General features: G+C 48.7%; 11 protein-coding genes. All 11 read left to right on the top strand.

Features of this window, described 5'->3' with window-relative positions:
• Positions 1–22 precede the first annotated feature (22 nt).
• The 11 genes from H70357_RS31485 (at position 23) to H70357_RS31435 (ending at position 18,405) form a co-directional block, all read left to right on the top strand.
• Positions 23–2,746 carry a hypothetical protein gene (locus H70357_RS31485; protein WP_038597362.1) on the top strand — a complete coding sequence of 908 codons (2,724 nt, stop codon included), beginning with the start codon at positions 23–25 and terminating at the stop codon, positions 2,744–2,746.
• 102 nt (positions 2,747–2,848) lie between these two features.
• On the top strand, positions 2,849–3,388 hold the full coding sequence (locus H70357_RS31480; protein WP_038597360.1) for a hypothetical protein: 540 nt from the start codon (positions 2,849–2,851) through the stop codon (positions 3,386–3,388).
• A 149-nt stretch (positions 3,389–3,537) separates the two neighbouring features.
• The gene (locus H70357_RS31475) at positions 3,538–3,810 is read left to right on the top strand and encodes an alpha/beta-type small acid-soluble spore protein (protein WP_038597357.1); all 273 of its coding nucleotides are present in this window, start codon (positions 3,538–3,540) and stop codon (positions 3,808–3,810) included.
• Between the two features lie 284 nt (positions 3,811–4,094).
• On the top strand, positions 4,095–5,297 hold the full coding sequence (metK, locus tag H70357_RS31470) for a methionine adenosyltransferase (RefSeq protein WP_038597355.1): 1,203 nt from the start codon (positions 4,095–4,097) through the stop codon (positions 5,295–5,297).
• 208 nt (positions 5,298–5,505) lie between these two features.
• A complete protein-coding gene (locus H70357_RS31465; RefSeq protein ID WP_038597353.1) occupies positions 5,506–9,537 on the top strand; it encodes an Ig-like domain-containing protein in 4,032 nt (1,343 codons plus the stop codon).
• Positions 9,538–9,893: 356 nt separating this feature from the next.
• Positions 9,894–12,626: a stalk domain-containing protein gene (locus H70357_RS31460; protein WP_081966018.1), complete on the top strand. Its 2,733-nt coding sequence runs from the start codon at positions 9,894–9,896 to the stop codon at positions 12,624–12,626.
• 57 nt (positions 12,627–12,683) lie between these two features.
• Positions 12,684–13,841 carry a sensor histidine kinase gene (locus H70357_RS31455; RefSeq protein ID WP_038600984.1) on the top strand — a complete coding sequence of 386 codons (1,158 nt, stop codon included), beginning with the start codon at positions 12,684–12,686 and terminating at the stop codon, positions 13,839–13,841.
• A gap of 4 nt (positions 13,842–13,845) precedes the next feature.
• A complete protein-coding gene (locus tag H70357_RS31450; RefSeq protein WP_038597350.1) occupies positions 13,846–14,568 on the top strand; it encodes a response regulator in 723 nt (240 codons plus the stop codon).
• A 240-nt stretch (positions 14,569–14,808) separates the two neighbouring features.
• Positions 14,809–15,252, top strand: a complete 444-nt coding sequence (locus H70357_RS31445; protein WP_052092353.1) for a glycosyltransferase family A protein — start codon at positions 14,809–14,811, stop codon at positions 15,250–15,252.
• A 94-nt stretch (positions 15,253–15,346) separates the two neighbouring features.
• Positions 15,347–17,542 (top strand): ATP-dependent helicase ComFA, encoded by a 2,196-nt coding sequence (locus tag H70357_RS31440; RefSeq protein WP_038597348.1) that lies wholly within the window; start codon positions 15,347–15,349, stop codon positions 17,540–17,542.
• On the top strand, positions 17,539–18,405 hold the full coding sequence (locus H70357_RS31435; RefSeq protein ID WP_052092352.1) for a ComFC family protein: 867 nt from the start codon (positions 17,539–17,541) through the stop codon (positions 18,403–18,405). Before H70357_RS31440 ends, H70357_RS31435 begins: the two co-directional genes overlap by 4 nt.

The following is an 18,405-nucleotide window of genomic DNA, read 5'->3' as shown; positions in this document are numbered from 1 at the left end:
GGGAAAGGGGGTGCATCGGCTAATGAGTGACATGAGCTACCCAACTAAAGAAAAATCTCAGTTCATGAACGTCCAAGGAGGAGAAAAAAAGGTTATGAAGAAAATTTTATCCGTAGCATTATCTACAGCAATGGCATTCTCGATGTTTGCCTCTGTAGCATTTGGTGAAACTGCAACAACTCCACAAGCGAAATTTGATGCTTTGGCAGCGAAAGGTATTCTTGAAGGGTACCCAGACGGTCAATCTCATCTTGAAAAAGATCTGAACCGCGCTGAATTCGCGAAGATCATCACTAAATTGTTTGATCTTCCAGAAGTAACTCCTACAACATTGTCTTACAAAGACAAAGGTTACACTAAAACTATGTGGGCAACTCCTTACATTGAAGCTGTAACTGCAGCTGGATACATGAAAGGAACTGACACTGTAAAAGGTATCTTTAACTACGGCGGTAAAGTTACAGTTCAAGAAATCGCAGCTGTACTGCACCGTGCTTTGAAACTTGAAACCCCTACTACAACTGACAACAACGCCGCTGTATGGGCTAAAGGTTACGCACAAGCAGTTGTTGACGCTGGTCTAGTTGCAAAGGGTGTTGATTTCAAATCCAACGCTACCCGCTCTTTGGTAGTAGAAGCGGCTTATGCTGCTGCTAACTACTCGAAAGCTCCTACAGTAGTTTCGGGTGAAGCTTTGAACCCAACTAGCGTATTGGTGACTTTCTCTGATAAATCTACAACAACTGTAACCCTGACTACCGCTTTGGTAGAAGGCGTTGAAACTACAGTTCCTTTCAAACACAACAACGTTGACTACAGCGTGAAGGTTACTCTTGCAGCTCCTAAGGTTGTTTCTGTAACGGCTCCTAACGCTAAGCAATTGCAAGTGACATTCAACCGTGCAATTGATACTTCTACAGTAGCTTCTAGCGATAAGCTTAAATCCGGTGTTATCAGAGTAATTCCTTTGAATAACCAACCTGCTATTACTGTAGATGGTTCTGAAGTGAGCGTTAACGCTGCTGGAACTGAAGCAATTGTTACTTTCCCAGGTCTTGAATTCCTTAAAGGCCAATATACTGTTGTTGTAACAGATGCAGTTAAGACGACTACTGGAACAGCTCTTGCTCAGTACAGCCAGATGTTGACTGCTGCTGATACAGTAGCTCCAACAGTTGCAAGCGTAACTGCTGTAGCTAAGGATACTACTAATAAAGTGCTTGTGAAGTTCAGTGAGCCAGTTAAACCGGCTGGAATTATTGCTAGCGTAAACGGTGTTTCCGCTTCAGTAACTCGTGAAACTTATGACACCTTCGTCTTGACTGCAGGTACATTGAAGACAGGTACAACTTATGATGTATCCCTGTTGAATGTTAGTGACTTTGCTGGCAACCTGATAAGTCCTAACCCGATCAAAACAAGCGTAGCTGTAACTTCTGATACTGCTGCTCCTGCAATTACTTCTGTTACTGCAACAGGTGATAGCATTATCACTGTCAAGTTCAACAAGAAAGTTAACTATCAATCCTTGATTGGTAACGTTAAATTCTTGAATACTTATGGAGAGTCCCAAGGAACCCTTAGTGTAGAAGCAACTGCTGACAGCGACACTATTAAGTTTAAAGTTCCTGCTGGATTCAAACTGCCAGATTCCGGTTCTTACACTGGATCACTTGTTTTTGGAGCAACTGTTAAAGACACATTGGGCAACACGCTTGGTACACCAGTGACTCAACCGATCACACTTGTGAAAGATACTACGGCTCCTGTAGCTTCTAATGCATCATTCAGCACTGATAAAGGTCTGGTTGTACCATTCTCTGAAGATGTTACGCTGGTAGGTGGAACACCAACATTGATTAGCGACTCTACTGGTCTAGTAGTAACTGGTGTTGATTTCAGTGGTGCTAAGATTGTTGACGGTACTAAGCTCACATATCCAAATGTGAAGGGTCTTAGCGGAACTTATACTCTGCGTCTTCCTGCTGGTCTAGTAACAGATTTGGCACTTGCTAAGAACAAATCAGTTGGCACTACTGTTAATGTTAGTGCAGCAGCTGCGACTACAACTGACACTGAAAGACCTGTAGTTACAAGCATCACTTACTCTGAGGGAGCTGATACTGAAGTTGTCTTCACCGTAACAGTTAAAGACAACGTTGGTCTGAATGTGGTATCCCTGCGTGATGTTAACAGTTATACTTTGGGCAGCAAAGCACTTCCTACAAATTCTTACGCTCAGCTATTGAGATCTTCTGGAACTTCAACAGCTCCTACAGAAGCAGTAGTTGAAGTACGCGTTCCTAAATCAGCAATCAGCAAAACTGAAGCAATTGAATTCATTGCATCCGGTATTACTGATACTGCAGGAAATGGTACTTACGGCGCTACCATTAAACCAGAATTGAAAGACGGTGTTAAACCAACTTTGGATTCAGCAGCTGTTTCTACAGGAGATACTTCACTTCTGCAATTGACATTCTCCGAGCCGATCGATCCTGCTACTCTTAAGGCTAGCGACTTCGTAGTTATTGTGAACAACAGCTCGACTGCAACACCAATTACTGGTGGTTTCACTGCTGGTGTTGGTAACGATGCAGGTAAATACTATGTTAGACTTGCAGGATATTCTGACCTCAATGCTAACAACGTAAACAGTATTACTGTTAAAATTATCGATGGTGCAACTGCTAAAGATAAAGCAGGTAACACTATCGTTGGTGATAAGACAGTAACCGCTAAGTAATCTCCGATTACCGAAGCACAGAATAGCCTCTTCGGAGGCTATTCTTTTTTTTTAGATTTTTTATGTTATAGCACTTACAATCCCAGTACATTGGAGGTTAGTATGAAACCAACTTACAAAATAATCACAGCAGCTGTGCTTATTACAGGCAGTCTGTGGGGTGGATCCCTCTTTTTTGGTCAAGCTGACGGTGCGAGTGTGGGCAACCAGCCAGGAACGTCCGAAGATCCAGTAGTTACCAAAAGCTATGTAGATCAACAGATCCAAAAAGCGATTCAGGGCGGAACTATCGCTACACAGGCTCCAGCAGCGACACCAACTCCTGCAGCAACACCTACGCCTACAGCAACACCTAGCCAAAATAAAGGCGAGGAAGTTGAGATCGTTGATGTGAAAGCAGGTCAGACTCTGATTGCCGGAGCGGGTGCCGAATTTATCGTTCGCGCCGGAAAGGCGGCTATTTATTCTCAGGACAGCAATGGTGTTGCTGATTTAACGGATGGAGCAGATCTGGTTAACGGTACTGCAGTACCATCCAATCATCTGTTATCTTTCCCTCGTGCCGGACGGGGCATAGTGGTGCAAGAGGGTCAGACCGGTGGCCTGGTTGTTATGGTGCGCGGAGCCTATACATTGAAGTAGGCTCGAGTATAAATAGGATGTCCTAATCTCGGTTTCATCATACTTCGGCACAGTTTACCACTGTTGACAAACATTGAGGCGATTGAGGCCCTGGTAAAGAGCACACAATACTTCCTGTAATCTTAAAAAAATTCAGGAGGTGCTGTAACATGGCACGTACTAATCGCACAGTTGTACCGGAGAGCCGGGCAATGCTTAAACAGATGCAATACGAGATCGCTGCTGAATTCGGACTATACGGAGCTTCTTACGGTGGCGGGGCTGATACAGAGTTTGCTTCTGAACTGGGGGCTTTGGGTCGAACAGGTGGAATCGGGCGAAGTCAGTACCTCGGACATCTTACATCCAGAGACAACGGATCTGTAGGTGGAGAAATTACAAAGAGACTGGTCAAACAAGCTGAGCAATCTTTGTTTACTTAATACCCGAACCACTCTAGGGTTTGCTTGCGGGGAATTACTGTTTTATTAAATAAGCTAGTGCCTTGCGCTATGACGGGTAACACTGGCTATAATTGACACCATCCGGCAAATAAGATAATATGACTTTTGAGGAAAGCCATAAACCTTTTCCATGCGGAAAAGGTTCATTTTTTTAAGTTATGCGGTATTCCGATATTTATACTATACTTATTTAATGTGGCCTGTTATTTGTTAAGGAGCCCCCTTATACAGTGTCAGACTATCCATATGGGAGGTTATTGTACATGTCGATTAAAGGACGTCATTTATTCACTTCCGAGTCCGTAACGGAGGGACATCCGGATAAGATCTGTGATCAGATCTCTGATGCGGTACTGGATGCTTTTCTGGCTAATGATCCAAATGCACGTGTCGCCTGTGAGGTAGCGGTAGCAACGGGTCTTGTGCTCGTCATTGGCGAAATTAGTACAAAGTCGGAGTATGTAGATATACCGGCCATTGTACGTAATACGATTAAGGAAATTGGCTATACACGGGCGAAATATGGCTTTGATTATAATACTTGTGCCGTTCTCAGCTCGTTGAATGAGCAGTCTGCAGATATTGCCCAAGGTGTAAATGCAGCGCTGGAGAACCGCGACCCTGCACAGGTTGCTGAAGAAACCGCCAACATTGGTGCCGGTGATCAGGGGTTAATGTTCGGGTTTGCTACGAATGAAACGCCTGAACTGATGCCGTTGCCCATTGCTTTATCCCACCGTATTGCCCGGCGCCTGTCTGAAGTCCGTAAGAATGGCACTTTGGAATATTTGCGTCCTGATGGCAAGACTCAGGTGACCATTGAATATGATGGCGAAAAACCGGTACGTGTAGATACTGTAGTGGTATCCACACAGCATGCCGAAGAAATTTCGCTTGAGCAAATTCAGGCTGATATTAAAGAGCATGTTATATTGCCGGTTGTTCCTACCGAATTGCTAGATGAGAATACTAAATATTTCATTAATCCGACAGGCCGTTTCGTTATTGGCGGTCCGCAAGGTGATGCAGGCTTGACTGGGCGCAAGATTATTGTCGATACTTATGGCGGATATGCCCGTCATGGTGGAGGGGCATTCTCAGGGAAGGATCCGACTAAGGTCGACCGTTCCGCAGCTTACGCCGCCCGTTATGTCGCCAAGAATTTGGTGGCCGCTGGTCTTGCCGACAAATGCGAGATTCAACTGGCCTATGCCATTGGCGTTGCTAATCCTGTCTCGATTAATGTAGATACATACGGAACAGGTAAAATCAGTGAGGAAAAAATGGCTCAGTTAATCAGCAGCAACTTCGATTTGCGGCCAGCCGGAATCATTTCCATGCTGGATTTGCGCAAGCCGATTTATAGACAAACTGCAGCTTACGGTCATTTTGGACGTACGGATATTGATCTTCCTTGGGAACGTGTGGACAAGGCAGAAATGCTTAAAGATCAGGCTGGGATATAAATTATAGCTTTAGAATCAGGCCCGTAAAGGCAATTCTTCGGTTCAAGGAAGAGCTGCTTTTACGGGCTTTTTTGTATGCGTATGCTGAAACTATATATAAGTGAACTTATCTTATAGAGGAACTCTTCTAAACTTTGGAAGCCGTTTAGCCGAAATATAAGAATATATGTAAAGACGAAAGTATGGCTTGAGAGGAGTCTATCACCGCATGAAAAGGAAAATTTCAATATTAGCAGCACTCATTCTGGCAGGGGATCTGCTGCTCAGTGCAGGGTATTCGTCAATTGGTCCCGGGAATTCAGCAGTTTATGCTGCAAGCGAATTCAGCGTGGCAACTTCGCCAACAGCAGGTGAGGTCAATGTAAATGTATCGTCCTCCATTAAGCTGAAATTCGATCGTCAGGTGTATCCGCAGAGTGGAGATATCACCCTTACTACGCGAGACTCAGGCACGCCATATGTGACGGTGCCTATCGGCAGTTCTGGGCTAATCAGCAATTCTACGGAATACGAAGTTAAATTAGGCAAGCAGTTGGAGAAGAACAAAACCTATACCGTCACTGTTCCCAGAGGACTGTTTAAGGACGGGGCGGGTGCTGACTCAGCGGCTGCTTCATGGACATTTACCACATCACCTGAAATGAACCTGAATATTGGGGCAAGCGAATTCAATCCGGCGAACTATTCACGGGTAGATTCCACAATACTGACTCAGCTTAGCTTTAAGCTGAACAAGAAGCTGCAAAAGAGCGGTGGATCCATTAAACTCATTTCCTCGGCAGACAATTCAGTTGTTCAGGAATTCAAGGTCAATGATGGAGATTATTCAGTCAATTTGCAAAGCGATGACTCTTCCACGATAGTGAGATTGAATCTTGCTAGTAGACTTACGGCAGGAAAAAGTTATTATGTTCTAATCGATCCTTATGCCTTTAAGGATGATGAGAATAAAACCTTCGCTGGAATATCCAGTGGGAACATCTGGAGTTTTTCCACAAAGGGAACAGGCGCTGCGGTAAATGTATCCCCAGCCAGTGGTGCTACTGCCGTATCCCCAGCCGGCAACATTCAGCTGAACTTTGACCAGCCGATGACGCCGGTTAATGGAGTGATCAAATTATCTTCCACTAATGCAGCGGATACAAGATACTTTGATGTGAACTCCTCGGCTGTTACCGGTGGTGGGACCAGAACCATAACGGTAGCATCGACATCGGTGACGAGTCCGCTGATGAATAATACTATTTACACAGTCACTATTCCTGCAGGCGCGTTTAATGACCAAGATGGCAATGCTTTTCCTGCCTCAGGAACACCGTTTGTATGGAGTTTTACAACCACCTCACAAACAGGTTACGCTATAGACTCGCTCAGCCCGGCAGACCGCAGTGAATCTGCGGCGCTTGATCAGCCCATTAAGATTACCTTCAACCGTCCAAGTAAGTATATTGAGACGAATCCTGTGAGCCTCTATAAGAGCAATGGAACTAAGATGGGATCAAAAGTAATTAACGGAAATAACGACAGTGAATTCGTAATCGTGCCTTCAAATGCCCTCGAAAACGATACGATTTATTACGTTGATATTCCTCCAGGTGCTTTTGTTGAAAAAAATAATCCGAATTCATATGAGGGACTCAGCGGAAAAAACTCCTGGAGTTTCCGAACGGTGGCATTAGATAAGAGGGCACCGGTTCTGGTGTCTACACAGCTTGAAAGTAACCGCACAATCCGCCTAAAGTATGATGAAGCAATTCGTTCGGCAGGTGCTCTGCTGTCTTCCAGCTTTAATGTAACGGTCAACGATGAGAGAAGGGCAGTAGAGAGTGTATATATCCAAGGGGACAGCGTGTATGTGACCCTTAGTACGGGTGTGGCAGTAGGCCAATTTGTCAAGATAGCCTATACGGGTGGTCTTAGAACGATTCAGGATGCCGCCGGCAACGCAGCATCTACGTTCTCACTACGACAGGTAACGAATACAGTCCAAACGGCGCTTCCTGCACCTAAGGATGGAATTTTGTCAGGCAAGACACTGACGCTGAATTTCAATGATACGCTTAAAGCGATTTCCACTAATGCCTTCAGCCAGTTTTCTGTTTATGCAGATAATGTTTCACTTGGAGTGGTTTCCTCCACTTCCAGTGGCTCCACGGTGATTCTGGGGCTAAGTAATGATGCAGCGAATGGACAGACGATTCGCATAGCCTACTATGCCGGATCCTATCCTATCCAAGATCAATATAGCCAGAATATAGCGAATTTCAGCGATTTTTATATCCGTAATACCAGTGATTCAACTGCACCTGTCTATCAAAGCGCTGCAGGCTCGGGAAACAAGATTGTACTAACTTATAATGAAGGATTGTCAACGGCTAATTTGCCGATGAACAGCCAATTCTCCGTACTTGTGGGGAATACACCTAATTATGTGACAAACGTAGACGTAAGCGGAAATCTGGTAACCTTGACGCTAGCGAGCGCTTTGAACACGAATAACTCCACTACGATCTCTTATGTACCAGGGACAGCTGGTATCAGTGACTTGAACGGCAACCGGGCCGCTTACATTAACCTGCAGCCAGTGTCGGTTTCAGGCACCAGCAGTAACAGTAACGGTACAACAACAGTGCCGTTTATTAATTCAGCGACCATCTCCGGTGATGAGCTTATTGTAAACTTCAGCAAAAATATGCAGGCGTCCTCAAGCTTGTACACCAACCAATTTGGCGTGAGAGCAGATGGAAGCAGTGTGGGTGTACAATCGTATACTGTATCGGGAAGTACATTGAAGCTGCTGTTGTCCACGGTAGTCAAACCCGGACAAGCCGTCAATTTATCCTATATGTCCGGTTCCGGTAATATTCTGGATCTGAACGGCAGTGCGCTTGCCTCATTCAGCTCACTTTATGTTCAGAATCTCACCGGTGTAGGCACATCCACAACCGGGCGTCCTTCGTATCTGGGAACTCTGGCAGCAAGTGAATTTGGCAAAGAGTATCCGCTATTGAAAGGGGACTCCGCAGCATCTGCGGAAGACCGTTCCTTATATAACCAGTCGGTAAAAAGATATACCCTTACGTCTGACCGATTAACTGCCAGCTATGATTATCTCAATAAAACGGGCAGTCCGTCTCTGGCATTCGAAGTACCCTCCACGGAATTGGGGGCCTATGTAGTTGTACCGCTTAAGCCCCTGCTGGAAGCAGTAAAACGCGACAGTAAGGCAGCCTTTGCTATACGTTATGGTGACAGCCTGTACAATCTTGCACTAAATGACATAGATATGACCGGCCTTGCATCCAAGTTAACTACAGACAGCAGCAATATCTCGCTGATGCTAAGACTTGAAAAGGTACCTTTCGGCACATTTGGGCCAGTTGAGGCAACGCTTAAAGCTCAGGGACTGCAGAGTGTAACCAGCCTTGTGGATATCCGTTTGACCGCTGCGGTCAGCGGCAATTATTCCAATAGTACGGTTCTAAGTGTTCCGGGGGAATATACGGCCCGTACAACTTCTTCTTTAGTCAGTGACCAGACTTTAGCAGCCAGACTGGACCTTGTCTATTCTGAAGCAGCATATCTGCCTAGCAAAATCAGCGGGGCAGGAAGCTATACCTTCATTCAGTCGAAGGTGGTTGGCAATCAGGTGGTAGGAACGTTCCTGTCTACCCGGGGCTTTTCAGACATGAGTAAGCACTGGAGCAAATCAAGTGTAGCGTTGCTGGCAGCCAAAAATATTATAGACAACAGTTACGGCAGCACCTTTAAGCCGGAGCAGAAGATTACCCGTGCCGAATTCGCGGTGATGCTAAGCAGAGGACTTGGACTGCTTGGTGACCGTGAGACGGCACAGCGTTTCAGTGATGTTCAAGCTTCTACCCAAATAGGAGATGCTATTGGAGCAGCGGCCAAGGCCGGAATTATTACCGGTAATACGGATGGCACGTTCCGTCCAAATGCCAATATTACCCGTGAGCATATGGCGACAATGATGATTCGGGCTATGGAATACACCAAAAATCCGATTACGCTTAACGGCACAAGCACATCCGTACTTTCGGCCTTTAAAGATAAGAGCAAGGTTTCGGGGCAAAGCGCCGAATTTGTGGCCAAAGCTGTGCAGGAAGGAATTATTCTGGGTATGCCCGGCGCCCAGTTTCAGCCTCAAGGCAATGCCACCCGCTCTCAAGCGGCAGTAATGCTGCAACGGATGCTCACAAAGGCTGGTTTTTTGTAAAATATAAGAATTTATAGGCTTCACGCTAAAAATTATCCTTCTATTTCTCGCTGAAGCGGATACCAGTCCTTTTGAGGACGGCGAAGCCGTTTCCACTTGCAAGCCCATGAGTACCCGAGTGTGCCATTTCTACCGACAATAGTTGTAGGTCCGCTCTCAAGCGTCCGGTTTTGCGCCGGGCGCTTTTTGTCAGTTTAAATTCATGAATCTAGCAATATTCGCAACTTTTCCCCATAAATTCAGTCTATTAAAGGTATAACGGGAACATAGAAAACGGTTTATAGATTTTTGAAAATAGATGTGAACCTATGGGGAAGTTTAAATTTTTAACAATGAGATGGGAGAGTTACACTGAAATGAATGAAGTATTCAAGGACAAGAATAGCAGAGCAGATTTAAGGGGAATGAAAATGTCGCCAGCTAAAAGATGGATCGCCGCTTCATTGGCAGGAGTGCTGTGGATCATGCCGGTAATCGGCAGTGAAGGGTTGCCTCATTTCGGGCCAGGAACCGCATCGGTGGCTCAGGCAGCAGCCTCCTTCAAAGTAACCAAACTGGGTGAGGAAGTAATCACTTCAGGTGCAGTGATGATGAAATATAAATTTGTCACCACCCGCTCTGGCAAAAATGCGACAGGACTCGCAGATGTAGTACGTGTAGATCTGACTAACCCCTACGTATCTCTAGATGTGATGACCGGCAAAGGCGGCAACCTGACTACGCGCCAAAGCACAGGGGGGATGGCTGCAGAAACCGGCGCAGTGGCTGCAGTTAATGGAGACTATTTCAATACAAGTGGTGAAGGCGCTCCTATTGGTGGACAGGTAACGGGCGGAGTTGTTGTTTCAACGCCGTCGCTGATTAATGGAATGTACGCCTTTGCTGTTACCAAGGACCGCAAGCCTGTGATTGACGAATTTACGTTTGAAGGGCTGGTGACGGCGGAGGATGGTTCGCAATTCCCGTTATCCGGCATCAACAAAGGGGCCTATACACCTGAAGGCGGCAGTTCTACATACAGCCATGCTAATGCTGCCTATATTTATACGGATGTCTGGACTGCGCGGGAGCGGCCGAAGAACAGCTCAGCCAGCCCCACAGAGGTTCTGGTTGAAAATGGTACTATTACCCAAATTTCAGAAGCCGGTAAAGCTCTGGCAATAGCGGTTCCTAAAGGTGCCTATATTCTGCGGACACATGGACTTGCTTCCCAGTTTGTTACGGGTCACCTGGCTGTAGGACAAAAACTGGTCACAGACTATACGCTACGCTCCAAAACAACGCAGCAGGAGCTTGATCCCGCCAATCTGCAGATGATGATAGGTGGACATACGATACTGGTCAATGGCGGTAAAGCCGCGACCTTCTCGCGCTCAACCAGTAGTCTTGGCGGTTACCGTGCCCGCACAGCGCTGGGGTATTCACAGGATGGACGATATGCCTATGTAATCGCAGCCGAGAAAAATGACAACAGTGCCGGAATGTCGCTGACAGAGCTGCAATCCTTCATGACGAATATCGGTGTCTGGAAGGGGCTCAATCTGGACGGAGGCGGCTCCACAACGATGGTAGACCGGCCTTTGGCTGAAACCTCCACCACGCTAACGTTTAATACAGAGTATGGCAAAGAGCAGCGTAGCATTGTCAACGGGCTTGGCGTATTTACCTCTGCTCCAAAAGGCGAAGTAAAAGGGATTAAAATCAGCGGCAGCCCGGTGCTTCTGATCGGACAAAAGGAAAGCTATTCTTTAAAAGGCTATGATACGTACTATAATCCAATCGATGTAGCTGCAGCAAACCCGGCTTGGGTAGCAAGCAATGGCAGTGCAAGTGTAAGTACGGGGGAAGTGACCGGAGTGAAACCGGGGACAGTCACCTTGACAGCGACCAGCGGTACGGCCAGCGCGTCTACTAAGGTCACTGTTCTGGGTGGTGAGGATCTGAACGGTCTGTCTGTCGGGACGGCTACAGCCCCTCTGACGGCCGGCGCATCGGTATCCGTGCCTGTGACGGCGGCTGCCAAGAGCGGAGCAACAATTTCAGTGCCGAATTCAGCACTCAAATGGGAGTTCGTTGGTTTTAAGGGCAGTGTGCAGGATGGCAAGCTCACAGTTGATTCTGTCAATCCTGGTGTGACTACCGGATATGCGATAGCCCGTTATGACGGCTTCAGCACTGCAGTTGTATTGTCGGCAGCGGCTGCTTCTACCTGGGAAGACTTTGAGAATGTAACTTATCCGATTGCCTTTACTTCCAATGTCAACACTGTAACAGGAACTGCGGGGGTTACGGCCGGCAGTGCTGAACGGGCAGGCTCCAAGGTGCTGTCGCTCAGCTATGACATGACGGCCGGCAGTGGCAAAATGTATGCCTACGCCCAATTCAATGGTACGAGCGGTAAAAGCATCCCGGCAGCAGCGACCTCAATGTCGATTGATGTCATGGGCGATATGAGTTTGAATTGGCTGCGGGCGGAAGTAGTGGACAGCAGCGGAACTACAGCTTATATTGATTTGGCCAAAGTTATCGACTGGAACGGCTGGAAAAGCTTGAATATTGATTTGTCAGGCTCCGGAATTAAATACCCTGCTTCCTTAAAGAGATTGTATGTGGTGAATGTAGAGGAAGGACAAGACGAGCGGGCCAAAACCGGCACCGTTGCTTTTGACAATCTTTCCTTTGTGATGCCGTCGCTTTCTAGTGAAGCCGGACTTCCGAAGGGAACTGCTGTAATGAAGATTGGTTCCAAATCCATGGCACTGAACGGAGCGGATAAACCCATTGACGTAGCTCCGGTTGTTAAAGGTGAGAGTACTTATGTGCCGATTAAATATGTGATGGACGCGTTTGGCGGCAGTGCAGGTTGGAATTCAAGCACCAAGAAGATCTTGATTTTGCGCGGTGCAAAAGTTATGGAACTTACTGTGAATAGCAAGGAATATGTGTTGAACGGGAAACGGCAGAGTGCTGAAGTAGCCCCTTTGATCCTACAGGGCAGGACTTTAGTACCTCTAAGATTGGTCTCAGAACAGCTAGGTTTGACCGTAAAATGGGAACAGAACACGAAGACCGTAACTATCGAATCGTGATATGTTAGTATAAAGGAAAGCCTTTAATACGATTCGATAGAAATGGGGCAAGCATCCGTGGAATTTCAGGCCGATGCGATAGATCGCGTCATTAAGAATACCATCGACGTGATGGAGAGCAGCAAGTATCAGATATTTGAAATATTGCAGGTTGCACGGGATGAGCTTGTTGCACTCACCAAAGAACTGCAGCGCGTTATGGAAGAAACGGATGAAACATTGCAAAAGGTAGACAAACTGGAGCTGCAGTACCACCGCTCCCGCATCCGGCTGACTGAGGTTAGCCGGGATTTTGTCCGCTACTCGGAGAAGGATATCCGGATTGCGTATGAGAAGGCGACAGAGCTTCAGCTTGAGCTCATGATGACAAGGGAAAGGGAAACCTATCTCCGGAGCAGACGGGATGAACTGCAACAGCGGGTTCGAAGTGTGGAGAACTCAGTGGAACGTGCCGAATCGATTGGTTCGCAAATGAGCGTTGTCCTGGAATATTTGTCCGGAGAACTAGGACAAGTGACTAGAATTGTCGAAACTGCGAAGAACAGGCAGATGATCGGACTAAAAATAATCCTGGCTCAAGAAGAGGAACGGAAGAGAATTGCCCGGGAAATTCATGACGGTCCCGCTCAAATGCTGGCGAATTTAGTCCTTAGGACGGAAATTGTAGAAAGAATGCTGGTAAAGCAGGAATTTGCCCTGGTGCAGGACGAAGTAATAGACTTAAAGGGACAGGTTCGATACAGCCTCGAAGAAATGCGCAAGGTGATTTTTAATTTACGTCCGATGGCTCTCGATGATTTGGGGCTGATCCCGACACTCCGTAAATACGTTCATGATTATGAGGAGAAGACGAAGATCAGAACCTCCTTTGAAACGAGGGGTAAGGAGCACAGGCTGTCTTCTGCCATGGAGGCGGCGGTGTACCGCCTGGTTCAGGAAGGTTTGTCCAATGCGGCCAAGCATGCCTTTCCCAGCTATGTGCTAGTAGAGATCACTTATCAGGCGCAGCTGATTAAGATCGTCGTAAAGGATAATGGATTAGGCTTTAATGTTAAGAAGGTAAGCGAGCAGAGCAACCGTGAAAGCTTTGGACTGGTAGGCATGCGGGAGCGGGTGGAACTGCTTGAAGGAAGAATGGAAATTTTGTCAGCAGAGAATCAGGGCACAACAATTGTAATCCACATTCCGACGAATGTGGATAAGGGAAAGGAGTAATGTGATGGAGAACCAAAGTTCTGGCAAATCGCCCATTAAGGTTCTTTTGGCCGATGATCATCAATTGTTTCGTGAAGGGCTGAAACGTATTTTAAATATGGAGGATGACATTGAAGTCATTGGCGAATGCGGTGACGGCATCCAGGTGTTGGAGTTTTGCAATGTCAATAAACCGGATATCGTGCTTATGGATATCAATATGCCTATCGAGAACGGTGTGGAGGCTACTCAAAAGCTGCGTGAAATGTTCCCCGAAGTCAAGGTTATTATTTTGTCGATTCATGATGATGAAAGCTATGTATTTGAAACACTGCGCAAGGGCGCCAATGGCTATTTGCTGAAGGATATGGAGGCAGAGTCGCTTATTAACGCCATTCGTTCCGTCTGTGAAGGCCATGCATTTATCCATCCCAAGGTTACGGGCAAGCTGATTAATCAGCTGCGGCGCATGACCTATCTCAATGAGACGGGAGCAATGACCGAAACAGCCGTTAAGGAAGCAGGCGTCAAATTCGTTGCAGGCGACAACAATCCATTGACCCGGCGCGAGGCAGAGGTACTGCGGCTGATGGCCGAAGGCAAGAGCAATAAGATGATCGGAGAATACCTCTTTATCAGCGAGAAAACTGTTAAGAACCATGTTAGCAGTATTTTGCAAAAAATGGAAGTTGACGACCGTACTCAAGCAGTCATTAATTCCATCAAATACGGCTGGGTAACCCTATAACAGGCTTAACCTTAACTGAACGTTTTGGAGAATCCCAATGATCCGGAACAACATTACATAACAGACTGCAGCGATTCAGCTGTAATCAAACGTATTGTTTCAGTGCACAGTTATATTCGATTTGGCAAAACGCTGATGTAAATATGTACCCGGCTATACCCAGTCTTGTTGGAACCATGGGCAGGCACCGACCTTTTAACTCCGGCATATAGTGTCGGTATACAGAGGAGGTGCATCTCCATGGTAGCCCAGTTAATCTGGATTGCGGTTATATACGGATCCGCAGTTGTCCTTGTTCATATTTTGCGCAACCGGGAACTGACCCGGCAGACGGCACGTTCTGGGAAGCGGCTGCATTATATTCTCATTACCCGTAATCATGAAGCTGTTGTCGAGTGGTATATCCGGGTAATCGGTATTCATGCTTTTCTGACCGGAAAGTTATTTCGGGTGACAGTAATGGACGATGATTCAAGTGATGCTACGATAGCTGTGGCCTCCAGATTGGCTTGCAGCGGTTCCTCCATTGATGTTTCCCGGTTCATGCACAATCGTAGCTTACAGGCAGAAAGCCCGTTACAGCAGGGTATATTGGTCGATTTGCGGTTTCCCGGCACAACTGCTCCGCTGCCATTTATGCGGATGCCGGAAAGCGGGGGATATCAATCAGAGCGCGGCGAATGAGAACTAAATACGCAAGAATCGGGTGAAGCACACTCTCCATGAATGGAGTGGTGTGCTTTTTTGTGTCTCAGGATAAATTAAGGAGAGATTGCGGATGAGGGTTGCCCTATATGCTGTGAAGAATAAGGAACGCTGGCACCTGTGGGTTTCGCTAAATATCCAGGTAGACAATGTCTGGTGGAGCGGGGTGGGAGGTGAAGGCTGGAATGGACAGTCTGCGGACAAACGGGTATTGCTTTCTGCGGATCTACCGCTCGGTTGGGCAGTCAAACTTCGTGACAATGTCAAACCTGTGAAGGGCATGCAGGAATGGACGGAAGAACATTGGGCTGGTTACCTGGCTAATCTATTGCAGGCTGAGATTAATGAGGAGCGGGAAGCGGGGGGCGAATGGAAGAACAGTACCCAGGTTCATCCAACCGCCAGTTTTAAGGAGCGGACTGAGCATTTTGCACTCAGCGCGCAGGCGGATCGCTTAGTGGAGGCACTGTCCGGCCGGTCTTTGCTGCAGTCTGAAGTTGAAGCACTGCTGGAGGAGAAAGATCCGCTACTGGCAAACAATTGGCAAGCTGCAGCGCAGCTCGCACATTTGCAGGGGCGGCTGAAGCTTGAGGCCGCTTGCAGCAGGGCTGAAGAGAGCCAGGGGAAACTGCGGCGATGGAGCTCGGGGGTAGGAAAGAGAGCTAAGCAGACTGAGAGCTTACAGAAGGCTGCAGGTGAGGCAAGGAGAGAGCGGGGAAGCAGGGAAGTGGCGGGCGATAAATGGAGTGAGTGTAGAGCTAGGGATACGGTAGATGATGCGTGGAGTGGGAGGGAGAGCAGGAGAGTAGGCGTTGATGCATGGAATGAGAGGACGAGCAGGGAAGTTGGGGCGGAAGAATTGAGTGAGAGCAAAGGCAGGGATGTCCGTGCGCGGCTGCCCAGCGCAGGCAGCCTCCTGCGTACTGCGGCGCTTCGCCTGCCGCGGCTCCGCTTGCCCCTGCGCGGCGCTGTCGCCCGCCGCGCGGACATGCGCTGCCTGCGCTGCGGCAGCGTCGCCACCGGCCGCACGGCATGCGCCGCGTGCGGCCTCGCCGGCTGCGCCTACTGCGAGGCCTGCCTCGCGCTCGGGCGCAGCCGGGCCTGCGCGCTGCTGCTGCGCAGCGCGGCCCTTCCGGCCGTACGGTGTACGGCCGGTGTCAGTCCCACCGTAGCAGCGCGCCGGTGGGGGTTGAGCAGCGCGCAGGCGGGAGCCGCCGGCGCTGCACTGGGGTTCCTGGCAGAGCCGCGCCAGCGCTCCGCCGTCCAGGGCCCAGAGCGGTTCCTGCTCTGGGCGGTTACAGGAGCGGGAAAGACGGAGATCACTTTCCCGCTTCTGGAGGCGGTGCTGCTTGCCGGGGGACGCATGCTGATAGCGACGCCACGCCGCGACGTCGTACTGGAGCTGGCTCCCCGGCTGGGCCGGGCGTTCCCGGACAGGACGCTCTTCGTGCTATACGGCGGCAGTCCGGACCGCTGGGGCCAGAGCCAGATGGTGCTGGCGACCACCCATCAGCTGCTGCGTTTTCATCAGAGCTTTGATCTGGTCATAATTGACGAGCTGGATGCATTCCCCTACGTCAATGATCCAATGCTGGCCTTTGCTGCCGAGCATGCGTGCAAGCCGGACGGCCGTTTTATCTATTTGTCGGCGACGCCGCCACCGGAGCTGCAGCGCCAAGCACGTAACGGCAGACTTCCGCATGCCAGAGTGCCTGTGCGTTTTCATGGCCATCCCTTGCCCGTACCGCAGCATCTGACCATGGCGCCGGTACAGCAATGCTTGAAGCGCAGAACTCTGCCTGGGAAGCTTAAGAAGGCACTGGGCAGCTCTTTTGTCCGGGAAGCGCAGATATTTGTGTTTGTGTCGCGGATTTCCCATATTGCCGGACTGCTGTCGCTTCTGCGCCGGAGTTTTCCGGGCAAAACCATTGAAGGTACCTCATCCCAGGATCCGGAAAGAGCAGAGAAGGTGGCGGGATTCCGCAGCCGGGCAATCTCCCTGCTGGTGACAACTACGATTCTTGAACGGGGAGTAACAGTCCCGCGAAGCGATGTATTTATTCTGGATGCTGACAGTGGTCTGTTCGATGAGGCCTCACTTGTCCAGATGGCAGGCCGGGCCGGGAGATCAAAGGACGATCCAGATGGATCGGTGATCTTCTTATCTCCGCAGTGGACAAGGTCACAGCGCGGAGCCATTTCGCAGATTCGGACAATGAATGCCATTGCCCGCAGGCAAGGGTTGATAAGCAAGGAGAAATGGATATGAAATTCTCACTCTTGAGGCTGGCAAATATTCGATCCTTATTTGCCCCTTCCCTGCAGCAGTGCCTGATCTGCGGGAAACACAGCCAGCCCGCAACAGAACTGCCTGGAATCTGTGCGGGCTGTGAAGCGGCTATTCCCTGGATTCGCTGTCCGCGCTGCAGTAAATGCGGACGCCATGTCGGCTGTCCCGATTGTACCCGGAGCAGCGAGCCAGGTCCAATTGTGTGTAACCGCAGTGCGGTTGCTTATACGAGTGTGATGCGTGAGATTCTGGGACGGTACAAATATCGCGGCGATGAGAAGCTGGTTTCAATGCTTGGCCTGATGCTGGACAGGGCATATTCCATTCTGAAGGAAGAACGGGAGCAGCTAATGCACAGCAGCCGTCCGGTGCAGAGCAGATTCTCAAACACCACACTTCCTGCCAGAAAAAACGAGCGGAATCGTTTTTGGCAGGCCGACTTGCTGATTCCTGTTCCTGTCAGTGACTCCCGGCTCGTGGAGAGAGGGTTCAACCAGGCCGAACGGCTGGCGGAGATTCTATCCCGGCGCAGAGGGATACCACAGCTCCCGATGCTGATCCGTACCCATCATACCGGCAAACAGAGCTTTAAGACCCGGGCCGAGCGGCTGGCAGATATGAAGCACGCTTTTGCCGCTAGCCGAGATTCTAAAGTTCTATCAAGTTTTGAAGATCTGTTGGAATCATTGAATCCGCAGGACCGGCCTTTGCAGATTATCATTGTTGATGATATCTATACCACAGGAAGCACTATCCGTGCGTGCGCGGAAACGATAATCCGGCTAAGCGCGAGTTTGGGCTGCACTGCGGAAATATACAGCTTGACCTGGGCCAGATCTTAG

The sequence above is a fragment of the Paenibacillus sp. FSL H7-0357 genome, assembly GCF_000758525.1.
Classification (GTDB): Bacteria; Bacillota; Bacilli; order Paenibacillales; family Paenibacillaceae; genus Paenibacillus_AQ.
Note: the sequence above shows the minus strand (reverse complement) of the source record. Positions and strands in the feature narration are given on the sequence as shown.

Excerpts from the sequence above, each read along its gene's own strand:
- H70357_RS31445 (WP_052092353.1), top strand. The coding sequence starts at position 14,809 with ATGGTAGCCCAGTTAATCTGGATTGCGGTTATATACGGATCCGCAGTT.
- H70357_RS31475 (WP_038597357.1), top strand. The coding sequence starts at position 3,538 with ATGGCACGTACTAATCGCACAGTTGTACCGGAGAGCCGGGCAATGCTT.
- H70357_RS31435 (WP_052092352.1), top strand. The coding sequence starts at position 17,539 with ATGAAATTCTCACTCTTGAGGCTGGCAAATATTCGATCCTTATTTGCC.
- H70357_RS31450 (WP_038597350.1), top strand. The coding sequence starts at position 13,846 with ATGGAGAACCAAAGTTCTGGCAAATCGCCCATTAAGGTTCTTTTGGCC.
- H70357_RS31485 (WP_038597362.1), top strand. The coding sequence starts at position 23 with ATGAGTGACATGAGCTACCCAACTAAAGAAAAATCTCAGTTCATGAAC.
- H70357_RS31460 (WP_081966018.1), top strand. The coding sequence starts at position 9,894 with ATGAATGAAGTATTCAAGGACAAGAATAGCAGAGCAGATTTAAGGGGA.
- metK (WP_038597355.1), top strand. The coding sequence starts at position 4,095 with ATGTCGATTAAAGGACGTCATTTATTCACTTCCGAGTCCGTAACGGAG.
- H70357_RS31480 (WP_038597360.1), top strand. The coding sequence starts at position 2,849 with ATGAAACCAACTTACAAAATAATCACAGCAGCTGTGCTTATTACAGGC.
- H70357_RS31465 (WP_038597353.1), top strand. The coding sequence starts at position 5,506 with ATGAAAAGGAAAATTTCAATATTAGCAGCACTCATTCTGGCAGGGGAT.
- H70357_RS31440 (WP_038597348.1), top strand. The coding sequence starts at position 15,347 with ATGAGGGTTGCCCTATATGCTGTGAAGAATAAGGAACGCTGGCACCTG.